Source organism: Pseudomonas sp. G(2018), from assembly GCF_005502415.1.
Taxonomy (GTDB): Bacteria; Pseudomonadota; Gammaproteobacteria; order Pseudomonadales; family Pseudomonadaceae; genus Aquipseudomonas.
Window position 1 is genome coordinate 40,258 of sequence record NZ_SCOO01000015.1, and the last position, 17,353, is coordinate 57,610.

Below are 17,353 nucleotides of genomic sequence, written 5' to 3' on the forward strand. Positions count from 1 at the left end.
CACTGGGGAATGCATTCCAAGTGTGGGAGCGGGCTTGCTCGCGAAGGCGTCGGACCTGTCGCCGCTACTTTCGGATATTTAAGCCGGCTTCTGATACGTGTCGATCACTTCCTGCGCCGCCCGAAACGCATCGATCGCCGCCGGCACGCCGGCATACACCGCGCAATGCAGCAGCGCTTCACGGATCTCATCTACCGTGCAACCGTTGTTCAACGCACCACGCACATGACCTTTCAACTCTTGCGGGCACTTCAGCGCGGTCAGCGCGGCGAGGGTAATCAGGCTGCGGGTTTTCAATGGCAAGCCTTCACGGTTCCACACACCGCCCCAGGCGTGTTCGTTGACGAAGTCCTGCAGCGGCTGGGTGAATTCCGTGGCGTTGCCCAGCGCGCGGTCGACGAAGGCGTCGCCCATCACTTGGCGACGTACTTCAACGCCGGTTTTTTTATTTTCGGTCATGGCAACTCCCTCTTGTGATGTTGGCGGCGCCAGGCGCGCAGCGACGTGAACAGCAAGAACGCCACCAGCGCCGGCAGGACGAAAAACAGCATCAGGTGTTCAAGCTTGCCCGCCAGCGGCATGCCGGTGGTGAACGACACCACGTGCAGCCCGTAAGCCAGGTACAAGCCCAAAAACAGCAGGCCCTCGACGCGGGTCACGCGGTAGCCGGAATAGAACATCGGCAGGCACAGCACGGCGACGCCGAGCATCACCGGCAGGTCGAAATCCAGCGCGTTGGGCGACACCGACAGCGGCGCAGGCGCAATCAATGCGGTCAGGCCCAGCACACCCAGGAGGTTGAACAGGTTGCTGCCGATCACGTTGCCCACGGCGATCTCCCGTTCACCGCGCAATGCGGCGATCAACGAGGTGGCGAGTTCCGGCAGCGACGTGCTGACAGCGACGATGGTCAGGCCGATGATCCGCTCCGACAGCCCGAGGTCGGTGGCCACCGATACCGCCGCGCCCAGCAGCAAATGTCCGGCGTACACCAGCATCGCCAGGCCGCTGACGATCATCAGCAGGCTGCTGATCCACGGCGTCTGGGTGCCTTCGGAACTGATCGAGTGCGGGCGAGCCGAGTGCCGCGACTGGCGCAGCAGCAAACCCAGGTACAGCACCAGTGCCGCCAGCAGCATCACACCGTCGGCGCGGGTTAGTTCTTCGTTCCAAGCCAGCACGAACACCAGCAGGCTGGCGCCGATCATCAGCGGAATATCCAGGCGCACCAGTTGCCGTGATACCCGCAACGGGATGATCAGCGCCGACAACCCGAGGGTGACGAGGATGTTGAAAATGCTGCTGCCGATCACACTGCCGACGGCGATGTCGGCGTTATGCGCCAGGGTCGCTTGCAGGCTCACGGCCATCTGCGGTGCACTGCTGCCGAGGGCAACAATGGTCAGGCCGATGATCAGCGGTCGCACATGCAGGCGCGCGGCCAGGCGCACCGCCCCACGCACCATCAGTTCGGCACCGGCGATCAATAGCACCAGCCCGCTGAGCAATTCGATCACGCTGATCAGGGGTAAATCGGCTAGTCCGAAAATGGTCGGGGCTCCGTGGTTCAGTCGAGGGCTTGCACGCGAACCCGTGCGGTGCCGCTCTTGAGCATACCCAGGCGTTCGGCGGCTTCATGGGACAGGTCTATCAGGCGCCCGCGGGTATGTGGCCCGCGATCGTTGATGCGCACTATGCAGGATCTGTCATTTTTCAGATTGGTGACCTTCACCCGCGTGCCGAAGGGTAGCTGGCGGTGGGCGGCGGTCATTGAATTCTTGTCGAAACGCTCGCCGCTGGCGGTGCGTTTGCCCTGGTGTTTGGCACCGTAGTACGAGGCCACACCGGTTTTGTCGTAGCCGTGTGGATCGACGGTGTCGGTGCTGGCGCAACCGGCGAGCAGAGAGAGCAGGGCGCAAAGTCCAAATAGACGCTTCATAGAAGTTTTCCCGAAACAAAAGTGGGAGCGAGCCTGCTCGCGAATGCCAATCTGACAGTCAACTTTGTATTGAGTGCCAAACCCCATTCGCGAGCAGACTCGCTCCCACAGTAAAATGGAGCCAGGTTTGAATGCTGGCTCCATTCCGGTCAGCCTTCGAGCTTGCTTTTGAGCAGTTCGTTGACCTGTTGCGGGTTGGCCTTGCCTTTGGAGGCTTTCATGGCCTGGCCGACGAAGAAGCCGAACATCTTGCCGCGTTTGGCTTCGTCTGCCGCGCGGTACTGTTCAACCTGCTCGGCGTTGGCCGCGAGCATTTCGTCCAGCACCGCCGAGATTGCGCCGGTGTCGGTCACTTGCTTGAGGCCGCGCTTGTCGATGATCTCGTCCGCGCTGCCTTCGCCATTGGCCATGGCTTCGAACACAACCTTGGCGATCTTGCCGGAGATGGTGTTGTCCTTGATGCGCAGCAGCATGCCGCCCAGTTGCTCGGCCGAAACCGGCGACTGTTCGATATCCAGGCCTTGCTTGTTGAGCAGGCTGCCCAGTTCAACCATCACCCAGTTCGCCGCCAGCTTGGCGTCGCCGCCGATGCTCGCGACTTTCTCGAAGTAGTCGGCTTGCTCGCGGCTGGTGGCCAGGACACTGGCGTCGTAGACAGACAGACCGAACTGCTCCTGGAAACGCTCGCGTTTTTGCGGTGGCAACTCAGGCAGGGTGGCACGCACGTCATCGAGGAACGCGTTTTCGATGACCACCGGCAACAGGTCCGGATCGGGGAAGTAACGGTAGTCGTTGGCTTCCTCCTTGCTGCGCATTGGACGGGTTTCGTCCTTGTTCGGGTCGTACAGGCGAGTCTGCTGGATCACCTTGCCGCCGTCTTCGATCAATTCGATCTGACGCTGGATTTCGCTGTTGATCGCTTTCTCGATGAAGCGGAACGAGTTGACGTTCTTGATCTCGCAGCGGGTACCGAACTCGACCTGACCTTTCGGACGGATCGACACGTTGCAGTCGCAACGCAGCGAACCTTCGGCCATGTTGCCGTCGCAGATGCCCAGGTAACGCACCAGGGCGTGGATCGCCTTGACGTAGGCCACGGCTTCCTTGGCACTGCGCATGTCCGGCTCGGAGACGATTTCCAGCAGCGGCGTGCCGGCACGGTTCAGGTCGATGCCACTGGCGCCGCTGAACTCTTCGTGCAGGCTCTTGCCGGCGTCTTCTTCAAGGTGCGCGCGGGTGATGCCGACACGTTTGACCGTGCCGTCTTCCAGGGCGATGTTCAGATGGCCCTTGCCGACGATCGGCAATTCCATCTGGCTGATCTGGTAGCCCTTGGGCAGGTCTGGATAGAAGTAGTTTTTACGGGCGAACACGTTGTGCTGGCCGATCTCGGCGTCAATCGCTAGACCGAACATCACCGCCATGCGCACCGCTTCCTGGTTCAGTACTGGCAATACGCCAGGCATGCCGAGGTCGATCAGGCTGGCCTGAGTGTTCGGCTCGGAACCGAAAGTAGTGGAACTACCGGAAAAGATTTTCGACCGGGTGGTGAGCTGGGTGTGAATCTCCAGCCCGATCACGACTTCCCATTGCATGTGTGTCTCCTCAGAAGCCGGTTGGGGTGCGGGTGTGCCAGTCAGTGTTCAACTGATACTGGTGCGCAACGTTGAGCAAGCGGCCTTCCTGGAAGTACGGGGCGAGCAGTTGCACGCCGACCGGCAGACCATCGACAAAGCCTGCTGGCATGGACAAGCCCGGCAGACCCGCGAGGTTGGCGGTAATGGTGTAAACGTCTTCCAGGTACGCAGCGACCGGGTCGCTGTTCTTGGCGCCTAGCTTCCAGGCCGGGTTCGGCGTGGTTGGGCCGAGGATGATGTCGACCTCATTGAAGGCAGCCATGAAGTCGTTCTTGATCAAGCGACGAATCTTCTGCGCCTTCAGGTAGTAGGCGTCGTAGTAACCGGCGGACAGTGCATAGGCACCGACCATGATCCGGCGCTGCACTTCAGGCCCGAAGCCTTCGCCACGGGAACGCTTGTACAGGTCCTCGAGGTTTTTCGGGTCTGCGCAACGGTAGCCGAAACGCACGCCGTCGAAGCGCGACAGGTTGGAAGAGGCTTCGGCCGGAGCGATCACGTAGTACGCAGGAATGGCGTGCTGCATGTTCGGCAGGCTGATTTCCTTGACCACGGCGCCGAGCTTTTTCAACGCTTCGACGCTAGCCATGACCAGATCGGCAATGCGCGGGTCGAGACCGGCGCTGAAGTACTCCTTCGGTACACCGATACGCAGGCCTTGCAGCGAACCGTTCAAGCTGGCGCTGTAGTCCGGCACGGGTTCGTCGATGCTGGTGGAGTCGTTCGGATCGAAGCCGGCCATACCTTGCAACAATATTGCGCAGTCTTCGGCGGTGCGTGCCAACGGGCCGCCCTGATCGAGGCTGGAGGCGTAAGCGATCATGCCCCAGCGCGATACGCGACCGTACGTCGGTTTCAGGCCGGTAAGGTTGGTCAGCGCCGCTGGCTGACGGATCGAACCGCCGGTATCGGTGCCGGTGGCCGCAGGTAACAGGCGAGCGGCCACCGCGGCGGCCGAACCACCGGACGAACCGCCCGGCACGTGTTCCAGGTTCCACGGGTTTTTCACCGCGCCGTAGTAGCTCGACTCGTTGGCCGAACCCATGGCGAATTCGTCCATGTTGGTCTTGCCCAGGGTCACGGCCCCGGCAGCGGCCAGCTTGGCGACGACGGTGGCGTCGTACGGAGCCTTGAAGTTGTCGAGCATCTTCGAGCCGCAGCTGGTGCGGATGCCCTGGGTGCAGAACAGATCTTTGTGGGCGATCGGCGCGCCGAGCAGGGCGCCGCTCTCACCGTTGGCGCGGCGTGCGTCGGCGGCTTTCGCCTGCTGCAGCGCCAGGTCTTCGGTGAGGCTGATGAAACTGTTGAGCTGCGGATCGAGCTGTGCGATGCGCGCCAGCAGGACTTTGGTCAGCTCTTCGGAGGAAAACTTTTTATCGGCGAGTCCGCGGGCGATCTCGGCCAGAGTCAATTGATGCATTGCAGGCTCTTTCCCTTTAGTCGATGACTTTCGGAACCAGATACAGGCCGTTTTCGACCGCTGGTGCGATGGACTGGTAGGCCTCGCGGTTATTGGTCTCGGTCACGACGTCTGCACGCAGGCGCTGGCTGGCTTCCAGTGGGTGGGCCAGCGGCTCGATACCGTCGGTATTGACCGCCTGCATTTCGTCGACCAGCCCGAGAATGCTGTTGAGGGCCGAAGTGATGTGTGGAAGATCGGCATCATTGAGGCCAAGGCAGGCCAGATGAGCGATTTTTTCCACGTCGGAGCGTTCAAGCGCCATTGGGATTCTCCAGTGGAAAACAAAACGGACGGCGTCCGTGTGTTAGATTGTCGGAACACTACCGCACTTCTACGGTCATAAGGCCGCGATTGTGGGGCTTGGTGCACAGAAAAGCGGCCAATTTAACATATTGGCGCCTTGCCCAAAATCCCTGTCGTTGTTAGAGTTTGCCGCACTTTTTTACCCACGCGTTGCCTAGGGTCCCTTTCCCATGTTCAAGAAACTGCGTGGCATGTTTTCCAGCGATCTTTCCATTGACCTGGGCACTGCCAACACCCTTATTTACGTGCGCGAGCGCGGTATCGTCCTGAATGAGCCATCGGTTGTGGCCATTCGGACACACGGTAACCAGAAAAGTGTCGTTGCTGTCGGCACCGAAGCCAAGCGCATGCTGGGCCGTACGCCGGGCAACATTGCTGCCATTCGTCCGATGAAAGACGGCGTGATCGCCGACTTCAGCGTCTGCGAAAAGATGCTGCAGTACTTCATCAACAAGGTTCATGAAAACAGCTTCCTGCAGCCTAGTCCTCGCGTGCTGATCTGCGTTCCTTGCAAATCCACCCAGGTTGAGCGTCGCGCCATCCGTGAATCGGCCCTCGGTGCCGGTGCCCGTGAAGTATTCCTGATCGAAGAGCCAATGGCCGCTGCGATCGGTGCCGGCCTGCCGGTTGAAGAAGCGCGCGGTTCGATGGTGGTCGATATCGGTGGCGGTACCACCGAAATCGCGCTGATCTCCCTGAACGGTGTGGTTTACGCTGAATCCGTACGGGTTGGCGGCGACCGCTTCGACGAAGCGATCATCACCTACGTGCGTCGCAACTACGGCAGCCTGATCGGCGAGTCCACCGCCGAGCGCATCAAACAGGAAATCGGCACGGCCTACCCGGGCGGTGAAGTGCGTGAAGTCGACGTGCGTGGCCGTAACCTGGCTGAAGGCGTTCCACGCGCATTCACCCTGAACTCCAACGAAGTGCTGGAAGCTCTGCAAGAGTCCCTGGCGACCATCGTTCAGGCCGTGAAAAGCGCCCTGGAGCAATCGCCGCCGGAACTGGCGTCCGACATCGCCGAGCGTGGCCTGGTACTGACCGGTGGTGGCGCCTTGCTGCGTGACCTCGACAAGTTGCTGGCCCAGGAAACCGGCCTGCCGGTGATCGTCGCCGAAGACCCGTTGACCTGCGTAGCTCGCGGCGGTGGCCGTGCATTGGAAATGATGGATAAACACACCATGGATCTGCTCTCCAGCGAATAAGTCGCCGGATTGCCTTCATGCTGTTGAGCGCGCAGGCGGCACTTTGCAGTGCTGCCTGTTCGCGTTTATCTTCTGTCAGTCTGCATCCAGGCCGGTTTGATGCCGTATGAATAAAGAGAATATTTGCCTGGGAGGAGCGGCTTATTAAACCGCTTTTCACCAAGGGTCCCTCACTGGGCGTGCGCTTGTTGGTGCTGGTCGTGCTTTCGGTCGCGCTGATGGTGTTCGATGCCCGCTTCACACTGCTCAAGCCAGTGCGTAGCCAGATGTCGCTGGTGCTGATGCAGTCTTACTGGATCACCGACCTGCCGCAGCGGCTATGGCAGGGTGTGGCCAGCCAGTTTGGCAGCCGGACCGAGCTCGTCGCCGAAAACGAAAAGCTCAAGAGCGAAAACCTGCTGTTGCAGGGGCGCATGCAAAAGCTTGCCTCCCTGACCGAGCAGAACGTTCGGCTGCGCGAGTTGCTCAACTCCTCGGCATTGGTCAACGAAAAGGTCGAAGTGGCCGAATTGATCGGCATGGACCCCAACCCGTTCACCCACCGCATCATCATCAACAAGGGTGAGCGTGACGGTGTGGTCCTCGGTCAGCCGGTACTCGATGCCCGCGGCCTGATGGGCCAGGTGGTCGAGTTGATGCCCTATACCTCCCGCGTCCTGCTGCTGACCGATTCCACCCACAGCATTCCAGTGCAGGTCAATCGCAACGGCCTGCGGGCGATCGCCAGCGGCACCGGCAACCCGGAACGCCTCGAACTGCGTCACGTGGCGGATACCGCTGACATCAAGGAAGGCGACTTGCTGGTCAGCTCCGGCCTGGGGCAGCGTTTCCCTGCGGGTTACCCGGTGGCCACGGTCAAGGAAGTGATCCACGACTCCGGCCAGCCGTTCGCCATTGTCCGCGCGGTGCCGACCGCAGCCCTCAATCGCAGCCGTTATTTGTTGCTGGTGTTCAGTGACAATCGTACAGCTGAAGAGCGTGCCAATGATGCGGCGCAGGCACAGGAGTCTCTGGATGCTCAGGGCGGTGGACCGATTATTCCGGCGACCGTGCCGAAACCTGCCATTGTTCCGGCCGCCGTCGCGGCGCCAGCAGCACCGGTAGCCCCGGCAACGGCTCCTGCTGCCGCCACTCCGGCCAAGCCTGTCGCCACCCATCCCGCCGCTGCCAAGCCTCCGGCGGCTCAACCCGCTGCCGTGAAGCCTGCTGCCAAACCGCCTGTCTCCGCGCCGGCTACCACTGGGGGACGAGAATAATGGTCGGTGTCAAAGCTTCACGAAACGGCTGGATGGTCTGGCTGACGTTCGCCATCGGCATGCTGCTCAGCGTTTCGCCGCTGCCGCAATTCATGGAAATCCTTCGCCCGCTTTGGCTGGCCTTGCTGCTGGCGTTCTGGGCGTTGGCCCTGCCGCAGAAAATCGGGATGGTCACCGCGTGGTGCCTGGGCCTGGCGGAAGACGTGCTGTATGGCACGCTGCTGGGCCAGAACGCTTTGATCCTGACACTCATCACCTACCTGGTGCTGGCACTGCAACAACGCCTGCGGATGTTCCCGATGTGGCAGCAGAGCCTGGTGATCCTGGTGATCTTCGGTCTCGCGCAGCTTGTCCAACTATGGCTCAGCGCGCTGACCGGTAATCGTCAGCCAACGCTGGCGCTGGTGTTGCCGGCGCTGGTCAGCGCATTGCTCTGGCCGTGGATCAGCTTCGCTTTGCGCGGTTTGCGTCGACGCTACAAAATCAATTAATTCGGTCAGGCATTTGCCTCCAATTTGACAGGGAGATGTCTTGATGAAACGGCTGTATCTTGCCTCTGGCTCACCGCGTCGGCGTGAGTTGCTCACGCAGATCGGCGTGTCTTTCACCGCCATCAGTGCGGACATCGATGAAACCCCTCTGACTCATGAATCGCCTTCGGCCTATGTCGAGCGTCTTGCGCGCGGCAAGGCTGCGGCCGGGCGCGATTCGGTGGTGTCCGATGCGCCGTTCTGCGTGTTGGGCGCCGATACTGCTGTTGTGCTCGACGGCAAAATTCTCGGCAAACCGGTTGATGAAGCTGACGCTTGCGCCATGCTGAAGATGTTGTCCGGGAATGAACATGAAGTCCTGACGGCGATTGCGTTGCTCGAGGGGGAGCGTTGCGAGTCGCGTGTGGTGCGCAGTGTGGTGCGTTTTCGGCCCATTGACAGCGACGAGGCGGTGGCCTACTGGGCGAGCGGCGAGCCGCAGGACAAGGCAGGTGGTTATGGAATTCAAGGATTGGGTGCGGTGTTTGTCGCCGGGCTCGATGGAAGTTACTCGGCGGTGGTTGGACTGCCGCTGTGCGAAACCGCGGAACTGCTCGGCCATTTCGGCATACCCTGTTGGCAAACCCATAACGCGCGTTAAGCGTCGTACTGACCAGATGCGGCCATTATCGTGAACATGCCTGAACGAGATCCTGCCATGAGTGAAGAGATTCTGATCAACATCACGCCGATGGAATCACGCGTGGCGGTGGTCGAAAACGGTGTCCTGCAAGAGGTCCATGTCGAGCGTACGCAAAAGCGCGGGATCGTCGGCAACATCTATAAAGGCAAAGTCGTGCGGGTATTGCCGGGCATGCAGGCGGCATTTGTCGATATCGGTCTGGATCGTGCCGCGTTCATTCATGCTTCGGAGATTTCCCTGCGCGAAGGTCCGGCGGTAGAGAGCATCAGTGCATTGGTGCATGAAGGCCAGAGCCTGGTAGTGCAAGTCACCAAAGACCCGATCGGCTCCAAAGGGGCGCGGTTGACTACCCAGTTGTCGATCCCGTCGCGCTATCTGGTGTACATGCCGCGCACCGCGCATGTCGGCATTTCGCTGAAGATCGAAGACGAAGCCGAGCGCGAGCGCCTCAAGCAAGTGGTCAGCGATTGTGTCGCCAAGGAGGGCATCAAGGAAGCCGGCGGTTTTATCCTGCGTACGGCGGCCGAAGGTGCCGGGGCCGACGAAATTCTCATGGACATCCGCTACCTGCGCAGGCTCTGGGATCAGATCAATGCCCAGATTTTGACCATCAGCGCGCCAAGCGTGATCTATGAGGATCTCGGTCTGGCGCTGCGCACCCTGCGTGATCTGGTGAGCCCGAAAATCGAGAAGATTCGCATCGACTCGCGAGAAACCTTCCAGAAAACCACGCAATTCGTCGCCGAACTGATGCCGGAGATCGCCGATCGTCTGGAACACTACCCCGGCGAGCGGCCGATTTTCGACCTGTACGGCGTCGAAGACGAAATCCAGAAAGCCCTGGAACGCAAAGTCCCGCTCAAGTCCGGTGGTTACTTGGTGGTGGACCCGGCGGAAGCCATGAGTACCATTGACGTCAACACCGGGGCGTTCGTCGGTCATCGCAACCTTGAAGAAACCATCTTCAAGACCAACCTCGAAGCCGCCACCGCCATCGCTCGCCAACTGCGACTGCGCAACCTGGGCGGGATCATCATCATCGACTTCATCGACATGGAAGATGAAGAACATCAGCGCCAGGTGCTGCGCACGCTGGAGAAACAGTTGGAGCGCGATCACGCCAAGACCAACATCATCGGCATCACCGAGTTGGGCCTGGTACAGATGACGCGCAAGCGCACCCGCGAAAGCCTCGAGCAAGTGTTGTGCGAACCGTGCACCAGTTGCCAGGGCCGCGGCAAGTTGAAGACCCCGGAAACCGTTTGCTACGAAATCTTCCGTGAAATTCTCCGCGAGGCTCGCGCCTATCAGGCGGAAGGCTATCGTGTATTGGCGAACCAGAAAGTTGTCGATCGCCTGCTCGATGAAGAGTCGGGCAACGTCGCCGAGCTTGAAGGGTTCATCGGACGCACCATTCGGTTCCAGGTGGAAACCATGTATTCCCAGGAACAATACGACGTGGTGCTGCTCTGAATCGCTACGTCCTGATTTTTTCTCAACGGCTGGCCTCAGCTTTTCGCAGAACTTTTGCCATGGGAGCCAACTGACATGGAGCGTCTGACACGCATTTTGGCCGCACTGACCCGCTGGGGTCTGGGCCTGTGCGCGTTGGTTTTGGTATTGATGGCGTTGTACGTCAGCCTTGGCCGGGAACTGGCGCCGCTGGTGGCCGAATACCGTGTCGAAGTTGAAACCAGGGCCAGTGAGGCCTTGGGCATGCCACTGCAAATCGGCGAGTTGAAAGGCAGCTGGAGCGGCTTCGCGCCTATTTTGTCGGTTCACGATGTCACCGTGGGCGAGGGTGCCAACGCCCTGCACCTGGAGCATGTGCGGGTAGTGCCGGATCTATGGGGCAGTGTATTGGCGCGCGAAGTGCGCATCGCCCATCTGGAACTCAACGGCCTGAAGATCAGCCTCAAGCAAGGCGATGATGGCCAGTGGGCGCTGGAAGGCTTGCCGGTCAAGGACGATCAGCCCCTGGACCCGCAGCAGTTGCTCAATCGCATGCAGATGCTCCAGCAGTTGTCGGTTCTCGACAGCCAGATCACCTTGCAGCCGTGGGGAGCGTCGCCACTGACGCTGACTTACGTCGGCCTGAATCTGAAAACCGGTGTCACGCGTCAGCGACTTGATGCCCGCCTGACGCTGCCTGACGGGCAACCGCTGGCCATGAGCCTGCGCACGCGCATACGTGCCAGCCATTGGAAGGACGCTGAAGCCCAGGTTTACCTGAGCCTGCCGCAAAGCGACTGGTCGAAATGGCTGCCCGAGAGCATCAGCCAGCAATGGAATTTCTCCGAGATAAAGGCCGGCGGCGAGCTGTGGGCGACCTGGGGCAAGGGCGAGTTGCAAAGCGCAGCGGTGCGTTTGAATGCGCCGCAACTCAAGGGCGCCTATGCCGAACGCAAACCGGTCCAGATCAACAATCTGGCGCTCAATGGCTATTTCCAGCGCAACGCCGAAGGCATGCTGGTGACGGTCGATTCCCTGGCGATGAACCTCGGCGAGACCCGCTGGGAATCGCGTCTGCAGTTCAAGCAAACCACAGCCACTGACAAGTCGGAGGCGCTCTGGCATTTGCAGGCCGACCGCCTCGAACTTACCCCGCTCACGCCGCTGCTCAATGCCTTGGCGCCACTGCCTGAAGGCCTTGCAACGGTGGTCGAGCGACTCAAGGTCACCGGCGGGCTGCGCAATGTCCTGATCGACGTGCGGCCCAATGCCACGGATGACAGCAAATTCAGCTTCGCCGCCAACCTTGACCGGGTCGGTTTCGACGCCTATCACGGTGCGCCAGCGGCGCGAAACATCACGGGCAGCATCAGCGGTGACCTTGGGCAGGGCGAGTTGCGCATGGACAGCAAGGATTTCATGCTGCACCTGGACCCGATTTTCGCCAAGCCATGGCAGTACATTCAGGCCAATGCCCGCCTGACCTGGAAGCTCGACAAAGAAGGCTTTACCCTGATCGCGCCGTACCTGAAGGTGTTGGGCGAAGAGGGCAAGATTGCCGGCGATTTCCTGATCCGCCTGCATTTCGACCACACCCAGGAAGACTACATGGACCTGCGGGTCGGTCTGGTGGAGGGGGACGGTCGTTACACCGCCAAATACCTGCCGGCGGTGCTCAGCCCGGCGCTGGACGAATGGTTGCGTACGGCGATTCTCAAAGGTGCAGTGGATCAGGGCTTCTTCCAGTACCAGGGGTCGTTGAACCACGGCGCAGCCGAGACAGCGCGCAGTATCAGTCTGTTTTTCAAGGTGCACGATGCCGAATTGGCCTTCCAGCCGGGCTGGCCCCATGTCAGCAAGGTGACCGGTGATGTGTTCGTTGAAGACAGCGGCGTGCGGATCCTGGCCAGCAAGGGGCAATTGCTCGATACCCAGGTCCGCGACATTTACGTCAATATCCCCCATGTGCCGGACGGGCAAAGCCCCCACCTGTTTCTCGACGGGGCGTTTGCCGGAGGTTTGGGCGACGGTCTGAAAATTCTTCAAACAGCGCCGATCGGCACTGCCGAGACCTTTGCCGGTTGGGAAGGCGAGGGGGATCTGCAAGGCAAGCTCAAGCTTGATATTCCGTTGGCCAAGGGCGAGCAACCGAAAATCCTGGTTGACTTCAAGACAGCCAAGGCCCGCCTGAAACTGGCCGAACCGTCACTGGAGCTGACGCAGCTCAAGGGCGATTTCCGCTTCGACAGCGCCAAAGGGCTGAGCGGGAAAAACATCACCGCCCGAGCGTTCGACAAACCGGTAAGCGCGCAGATTTTCGCCGATGGTCGCGAAGGCAAGCTCAACACCCGGGTCAACGCTTCGGGGCAGGTCGAAGTCAAAAAGCTCACGGAGTGGCTGAGCGTTACCCAGCCGTTGCCGGTCAGCGGCGTGATCCCCTACCAGTTGCAACTGACCCTCGATGGCGCTGATAGCCAGCTGATGGTCAACTCCAGTCTTAAGGGCGTGACCCTGGACTTACCGGCGCCGTTCGGCCTGGCGGCGGATGCCGGGCGTGACACGACGTTCCGCATGACGCTGCAAGGCGCGGAGCGACGCTATTGGGTGAATTACGGTGAGTTGGCGAACTTCACCTTTGCCGCACCGACGGGCAATTTTTCCGATGGGCGAGGTGAATTGTTTCTGGGCAACGGTAATGCGATGTTGCCTGGCGCCAAGGGCCTGCGGGTGCGCGGTGTGCTGTCGGAACTGGACGTCGGCCCGTGGCAGGATCTGTTGGGCAAGTATGCCGGGCAGGACCCCGGAGGCAGCGCCAAGCAGTTACTCAGCGGCGCGGATTTCAAGGTCGGCAAGCTTGTCGCCCTCGGCACGACGCTGGATCAGGCGTCGGTGCAGTTGACGCGTAAACCGACTGCCTGGGCCTTGCAGCTGGACAGTCAGCAGGTCAAGGGCAATGCCAGCTTCCCTGATGCGAAAGCTGCACCGATGGTGATCAATCTGCAAACCGTGCGTCTGCCGGCACCGGACCCGACGGTACTGGCCGATGAGAACTCGCCGGACCCGCTGGCCTCGGTGGATCCAAGCAAGATCCCGGCGATGGATATCACCATCAATCAGCTGTACCAGGGCAATGACCTGGTGGGTGCCTGGTCGCTGAAAGTGCGCCCGACGGCCAAGGGCATTGCTCTGAACTCACTGGACATGGGCCTCAAAGGCATATTGTTGCAGGGCAGCGGCGGCTGGGAAGGTGTGCCCGGCGCCAGCACAAGCTGGTACAAGGGGCGGATCAGCGGCAAGAACCTCGCGGACGTACTCAAGGGCTGGGGCTTTGCGCCAAGTGTCACCAGTCAGGAATTCCATATGGATGTCGATGGCCGTTGGCCCGGCTCACCGGCCTGGCTGGCCTCCAAGCGTTTTTCCGGCACCCTCGATGCTTCGATGAAGGAAGGCCAGTTTGTTGAAGTCGAGGGCGGTGCCCAGGCGTTGCGGGTGTTTGGCTTGCTCAACTTCAACTCCATTGGCCGGCGTTTGCGCCTGGACTTCTCCGATCTGTTCGGCAAAGGCTTGAGCTATGACAGGGTCAAGGGGCTGCTGGTGGCGACCAACGGCGTGTACGTGACCCGCGAGCCGATCCAGATGACGGGGCCGTCGAGCAATGTTGAACTCAACGGTACCCTGAATCTGGTTGGTGATCAGATCGATGCCAAATTGCTGGTGACCTTGCCGGTGACCAACAACTTGCCGATTGCCGCCCTGATCGTCGGTGCACCTGCCATTGGCGGGGCGCTGTTCCTGATCGACAAGTTGATCGGCGATCGCGTCGCCCGTTTCGCCAGCGTGAAATACACCGTCAAAGGGCCGTGGAAAGATCCGAAAATCACCTACGACAAGCCTTTTTGAGTTCTTTTTTGCACAGCCACTCGCCGGGGCTATGGAGTAGCATGGCGGCCTGCCCTTGTGAAAAGCGAAGTTGGAGCGCGCCATGTCTGTAGCGGTGATTCAAATGGTCAGCCAGAGCGATGTGCCGGCCAACCTGGTTCAGGCGCGTCGCCTGCTTGAACAGGCCGCGGCCTCAGGTGCGGTGCTGGCCGTGCTGCCGGAAAACTTCGCCGCCATGGGCCGCCGTGATATCGCCGACATCGGTCGCGCCGAGGCGTTGGGCGAAGGCCCGATCCTGCCCTGGTTGAAACAGACCGCACGTGACCTCAAGTTATGGATAGTGGCCGGCACTTTGCCCTTACCGCCGGTGGATCAACCGACGGCCAAAGCGCACGCCTGTTCGTTGCTGGTGAATGATCAAGGCGAAACGGTGGCGCGCTACGACAAACTGCACCTGTTTGACGTGGACGTGGCGGACAATCGCGGCCGTTATCGCGAATCCGATGACTATGCTTATGGCAGTGGGGTCGTGGTCGCGGACACGCCGGTGGGGCGAGTCGGCCTGACGGTCTGTTATGACTTGCGCTTTCCGGAGCTCTACAGCGAATTGCGTGCTGCCGGCGCGGAACTGATTACCGCGCCGTCGGCCTTTACCGCCGTGACCGGCGCCGCGCACTGGGACGTGCTGATTCGCGCAAGGGCCATCGAAACCCAGTGTTATGTACTCGCGGCTGCCCAGGGTGGGACGCATCCGGGGCCGCGGGAAACCTGGGGGCATGCGGCCATTGTCGATCCATGGGGTCGAGTGCTGGCGCAACAGGATCAAGGCGAGGCCGTGCTGCTGGCCGAACGCGACAGCAGCGAACAGGCGTCCATCCGGGCGCGGATGCCGGTGTCCAGTCACCGGCGCTTTTTCTCGCAGGGCGCTCAGCGGCCTGCATCAGAACGACGAATTTAAGGCGTAAAGCATATGAGCGAGTTGTTGTCCTCAGTCAGTGAGCACCTCCTGGCGCCCGGCGGCGTAACGATCGAAAGCCTGCAAGGTGTACTCGGCGATCTGGCCGGGCCGGGTATCGATGCCGCCGACCTGTATTTCCAGGGGCAGATTTCCGAGTCCTGGGCGCTGGAAGACGGCATCGTCAAGGAAGGCAGCTTCAACCTTGACCAGGGAGTGGGCGTGCGGGCGCAATCGGGTGAAAAAACCGGTTTCGCCTACAGCAACGCGATCACCCTCGAAGCTCTGGGCGCGGCGGCCCGTGCCGCCCGTTCGATTTCCCGGGCCGGGCAGAACGGCACGGTGCAAGCATTCACCACCCAGGATGTCGCGCAGTTGTACGCGCCGGACAATCCCCTGGAAGTGCTGAGCCGTGCCGAGAAAGTCGATCTGCTCAAGCGCATCGATGCAGCCACTCGCGCGCTCGATCCGCGTATCCAGCAAGTCACCGTGAGCATGGCCGGTGTCTGGGAACGGATTCTGGTGGCGTCCACCGACGGTGGTCTGGCGGCGGATGTACGGCCACTGGTGCGCTTCAATGTCAGTGTGATCGTCGAGCAGAATGGCCGTCGCGAGCGCGGTGGCCATGGCGGTGGCGGTCGTACCGATTACCGTTACTTCCTCGCCGAAGACCGCGCCATGAGCTATGCCCGTGAAGCGTTGCGTCAGGCGCTGGTCAATCTGGAAGCCATTCCTGCGCCTGCCGGTACCTTGCCGGTGGTACTCGGTTCCGGTTGGTCAGGTGTGTTGTTGCACGAAGCGGTCGGCCACGGTCTGGAAGGCGACTTCAATCGAAAGGGCAGCTCGGCTTATAGCGGGCGCATGGGTGAGAGGGTTGCCTCCAAACTTTGCACCATTGTCGACGACGGCACCTTGTCCGGGCGTCGTGGCTCATTGAGCGTTGACGATGAAGGCACCCCGACCGAGTGCACCACGCTGATCGAAAACGGCGTGCTCAAGGGGTATATGCAGGACAAGCTCAATGCGCGCCTGATGGGTGTGGCCCGCACCGGTAACGGACGTCGAGAATCCTATGCGCATCTGCCGATGCCACGCATGACCAACACCTACATGCTGGCCGGCGAAAGCGACCCGGCGGAAATCATCGCTTCGGTGAAGAGGGGCATCTACTGCGCGAACCTCGGCGGTGGCCAGGTCGATATCACCAGCGGCAAGTTCGTGTTCTCCACCAGCGAGGCGTACCTGATCGAAGATGGCAAGATCACCGCCCCGGTCAAAGGTGCGACCTTGATCGGCAACGGCCCGGAAGCCATGAGCAAAGTGTCGATGGTCGGCAACGATCTGGCGCTGGACAGCGGCGTGGGAACGTGCGGCAAGGATGGGCAGTCGGTGCCGGTGGGTGTCGGCCAGCCAACGCTGAAGATTGATGCGATTACCGTGGGTGGCACGGGCTCGTAAGGATGGAGCTGCGGGTGAGTCGCGCGGCGACTCACCCGGTCCGGGATTCAACGCAAACCGCGTTGAGTCTCGTCCAGCTCACGGATGTACTTGAAGATTTTACGGCTGGAAGCAGGAGGCTTGTTTTGTGCAACCTCGTGCTGTGCCTGGCGGATCAGGGAACGCAGTTGCTGGCGATCGGCGTCGGGGTAGTCGACGACGAATTTTTCCAGAACGGCATCGTCACCGGCTATCAGGCGATCACGCCAGCGCTCCAGGTTATGGAAGCGCTCGTTGTACTGGCGAGTGGAGGCATCGAGTTGATCGAGCAAAACCAGAATGGCGTCAGTGTCCTGATCGCGCATCAGTTTGCCGATGAACTGAAGGTGCCGTTTACGCGCGATGTTCGCGGTGTGCTTGGGCGCATCGGCCAGGGCCCGGCGCAAGGCGTCGGTCAAGGGCAGTTTTGCCAGCAAGTCAGGCTTGAGTGTTGTGAGGCGCTCGCCGAGGTCAACCAGAGCATGCAGCTCGCGTTTGACCTGGGATTTGCTTTTTTCTCCCGTATCGAGGGAGTCGTCGTAAGAATCAACCATGGTGGCCGTCCGCAAAGAAACGCCGCCATGATAACCAGTCGGGGGCCGCTTGTCCGGCC

Annotated in this window: 15 protein-coding genes; 8 read left to right on the forward strand and 7 right to left on the reverse strand. The window is 60.8% G+C overall.

The window, feature by feature from the left end:
- Positions 1–78: 78 nt before the first annotated feature.
- The 6 genes from FFS64_RS16115 to gatC all read right to left on the reverse strand — a co-directional run bounded on the left by FFS64_RS16115 (position 79) and on the right by gatC (position 5,300).
- On the reverse strand, positions 79–459 hold the full coding sequence (locus FFS64_RS16115; protein ID WP_137806206.1) for a carboxymuconolactone decarboxylase family protein: 381 nt from the start codon (positions 457–459) through the stop codon (positions 79–81).
- Positions 456–1,517: a calcium/sodium antiporter gene (locus tag FFS64_RS16120; RefSeq protein ID WP_137806207.1), complete on the reverse strand. Its 1,062-nt coding sequence runs from the start codon at positions 1,515–1,517 to the stop codon at positions 456–458. The genes FFS64_RS16115 and FFS64_RS16120 overlap by 4 nt, the downstream gene beginning before the upstream one ends.
- 50 nt (positions 1,518–1,567) lie before the next feature.
- Complete coding sequence (locus FFS64_RS16125; protein WP_095193927.1) at positions 1,568–1,939, reverse strand: septal ring lytic transglycosylase RlpA family protein; 372 nt, start codon at positions 1,937–1,939, stop codon at positions 1,568–1,570.
- 149 nt (positions 1,940–2,088) lie between these two features.
- Positions 2,089–3,534 (reverse strand): Asp-tRNA(Asn)/Glu-tRNA(Gln) amidotransferase subunit GatB, encoded by a 1,446-nt coding sequence (gene gatB / locus FFS64_RS16130; protein ID WP_137806208.1) that lies wholly within the window; start codon positions 3,532–3,534, stop codon positions 2,089–2,091.
- Between the two features lie 10 nt (positions 3,535–3,544).
- On the reverse strand, positions 3,545–4,996 hold the full coding sequence (gatA, locus tag FFS64_RS16135) for an Asp-tRNA(Asn)/Glu-tRNA(Gln) amidotransferase subunit GatA (RefSeq protein WP_137806209.1): 1,452 nt from the start codon (positions 4,994–4,996) through the stop codon (positions 3,545–3,547).
- Between the two features lie 16 nt (positions 4,997–5,012).
- Complete coding sequence (gatC, locus tag FFS64_RS16140; RefSeq protein ID WP_007976465.1) at positions 5,013–5,300, reverse strand: Asp-tRNA(Asn)/Glu-tRNA(Gln) amidotransferase subunit GatC; 288 nt, start codon at positions 5,298–5,300, stop codon at positions 5,013–5,015.
- 211 nt (positions 5,301–5,511) lie between these two features.
- Between gatC and mreB the strand changes: the two genes are divergently transcribed.
- The 8 genes from mreB to tldD all read left to right on the forward strand — a co-directional run bounded on the left by mreB (position 5,512) and on the right by tldD (position 16,722).
- Positions 5,512–6,549: a rod shape-determining protein MreB gene (gene mreB / locus FFS64_RS16145; RefSeq protein ID WP_002555108.1), complete on the forward strand. Its 1,038-nt coding sequence runs from the start codon at positions 5,512–5,514 to the stop codon at positions 6,547–6,549.
- A 143-nt stretch (positions 6,550–6,692) separates the two neighbouring features.
- Positions 6,693–7,805, forward strand: a complete 1,113-nt coding sequence (mreC, locus tag FFS64_RS16150) for a rod shape-determining protein MreC (RefSeq protein WP_137806210.1) — start codon at positions 6,693–6,695, stop codon at positions 7,803–7,805.
- Positions 7,805–8,296 (forward strand): rod shape-determining protein MreD, encoded by a 492-nt coding sequence (mreD, locus tag FFS64_RS16155; protein WP_095193923.1) that lies wholly within the window; start codon positions 7,805–7,807, stop codon positions 8,294–8,296. Before mreC ends, mreD begins: the two co-directional genes overlap by 1 nt.
- A gap of 43 nt (positions 8,297–8,339) precedes the next feature.
- Positions 8,340–8,936 (forward strand): nucleoside triphosphate pyrophosphatase, encoded by a 597-nt coding sequence (locus FFS64_RS16160; RefSeq protein WP_137806211.1) that lies wholly within the window; start codon positions 8,340–8,342, stop codon positions 8,934–8,936.
- Positions 8,937–8,993: 57 nt separating this feature from the next.
- Complete coding sequence (rng, locus tag FFS64_RS16165) at positions 8,994–10,451, forward strand: ribonuclease G (protein ID WP_095193921.1); 1,458 nt, start codon at positions 8,994–8,996, stop codon at positions 10,449–10,451.
- Between the two features lie 75 nt (positions 10,452–10,526).
- Positions 10,527–14,330 (forward strand): YhdP family protein, encoded by a 3,804-nt coding sequence (locus FFS64_RS16170; protein ID WP_137806212.1) that lies wholly within the window; start codon positions 10,527–10,529, stop codon positions 14,328–14,330.
- A gap of 82 nt (positions 14,331–14,412) precedes the next feature.
- A complete protein-coding gene (locus tag FFS64_RS16175; RefSeq protein WP_137806213.1) occupies positions 14,413–15,267 on the forward strand; it encodes a carbon-nitrogen hydrolase family protein in 855 nt (284 codons plus the stop codon).
- A gap of 12 nt (positions 15,268–15,279) precedes the next feature.
- Positions 15,280–16,722 carry a metalloprotease TldD gene (tldD, locus tag FFS64_RS16180; RefSeq protein ID WP_095193918.1) on the forward strand — a complete coding sequence of 481 codons (1,443 nt, stop codon included), beginning with the start codon at positions 15,280–15,282 and terminating at the stop codon, positions 16,720–16,722.
- A 47-nt stretch (positions 16,723–16,769) separates the two neighbouring features.
- Here the strand turns inward: tldD and yjgA are convergent, their stop codons facing one another.
- On the reverse strand, positions 16,770–17,294 hold the full coding sequence (gene yjgA / locus FFS64_RS16185; RefSeq protein WP_008054354.1) for a ribosome biogenesis factor YjgA: 525 nt from the start codon (positions 17,292–17,294) through the stop codon (positions 16,770–16,772).
- Positions 17,295–17,353 lie beyond the last annotated feature (59 nt).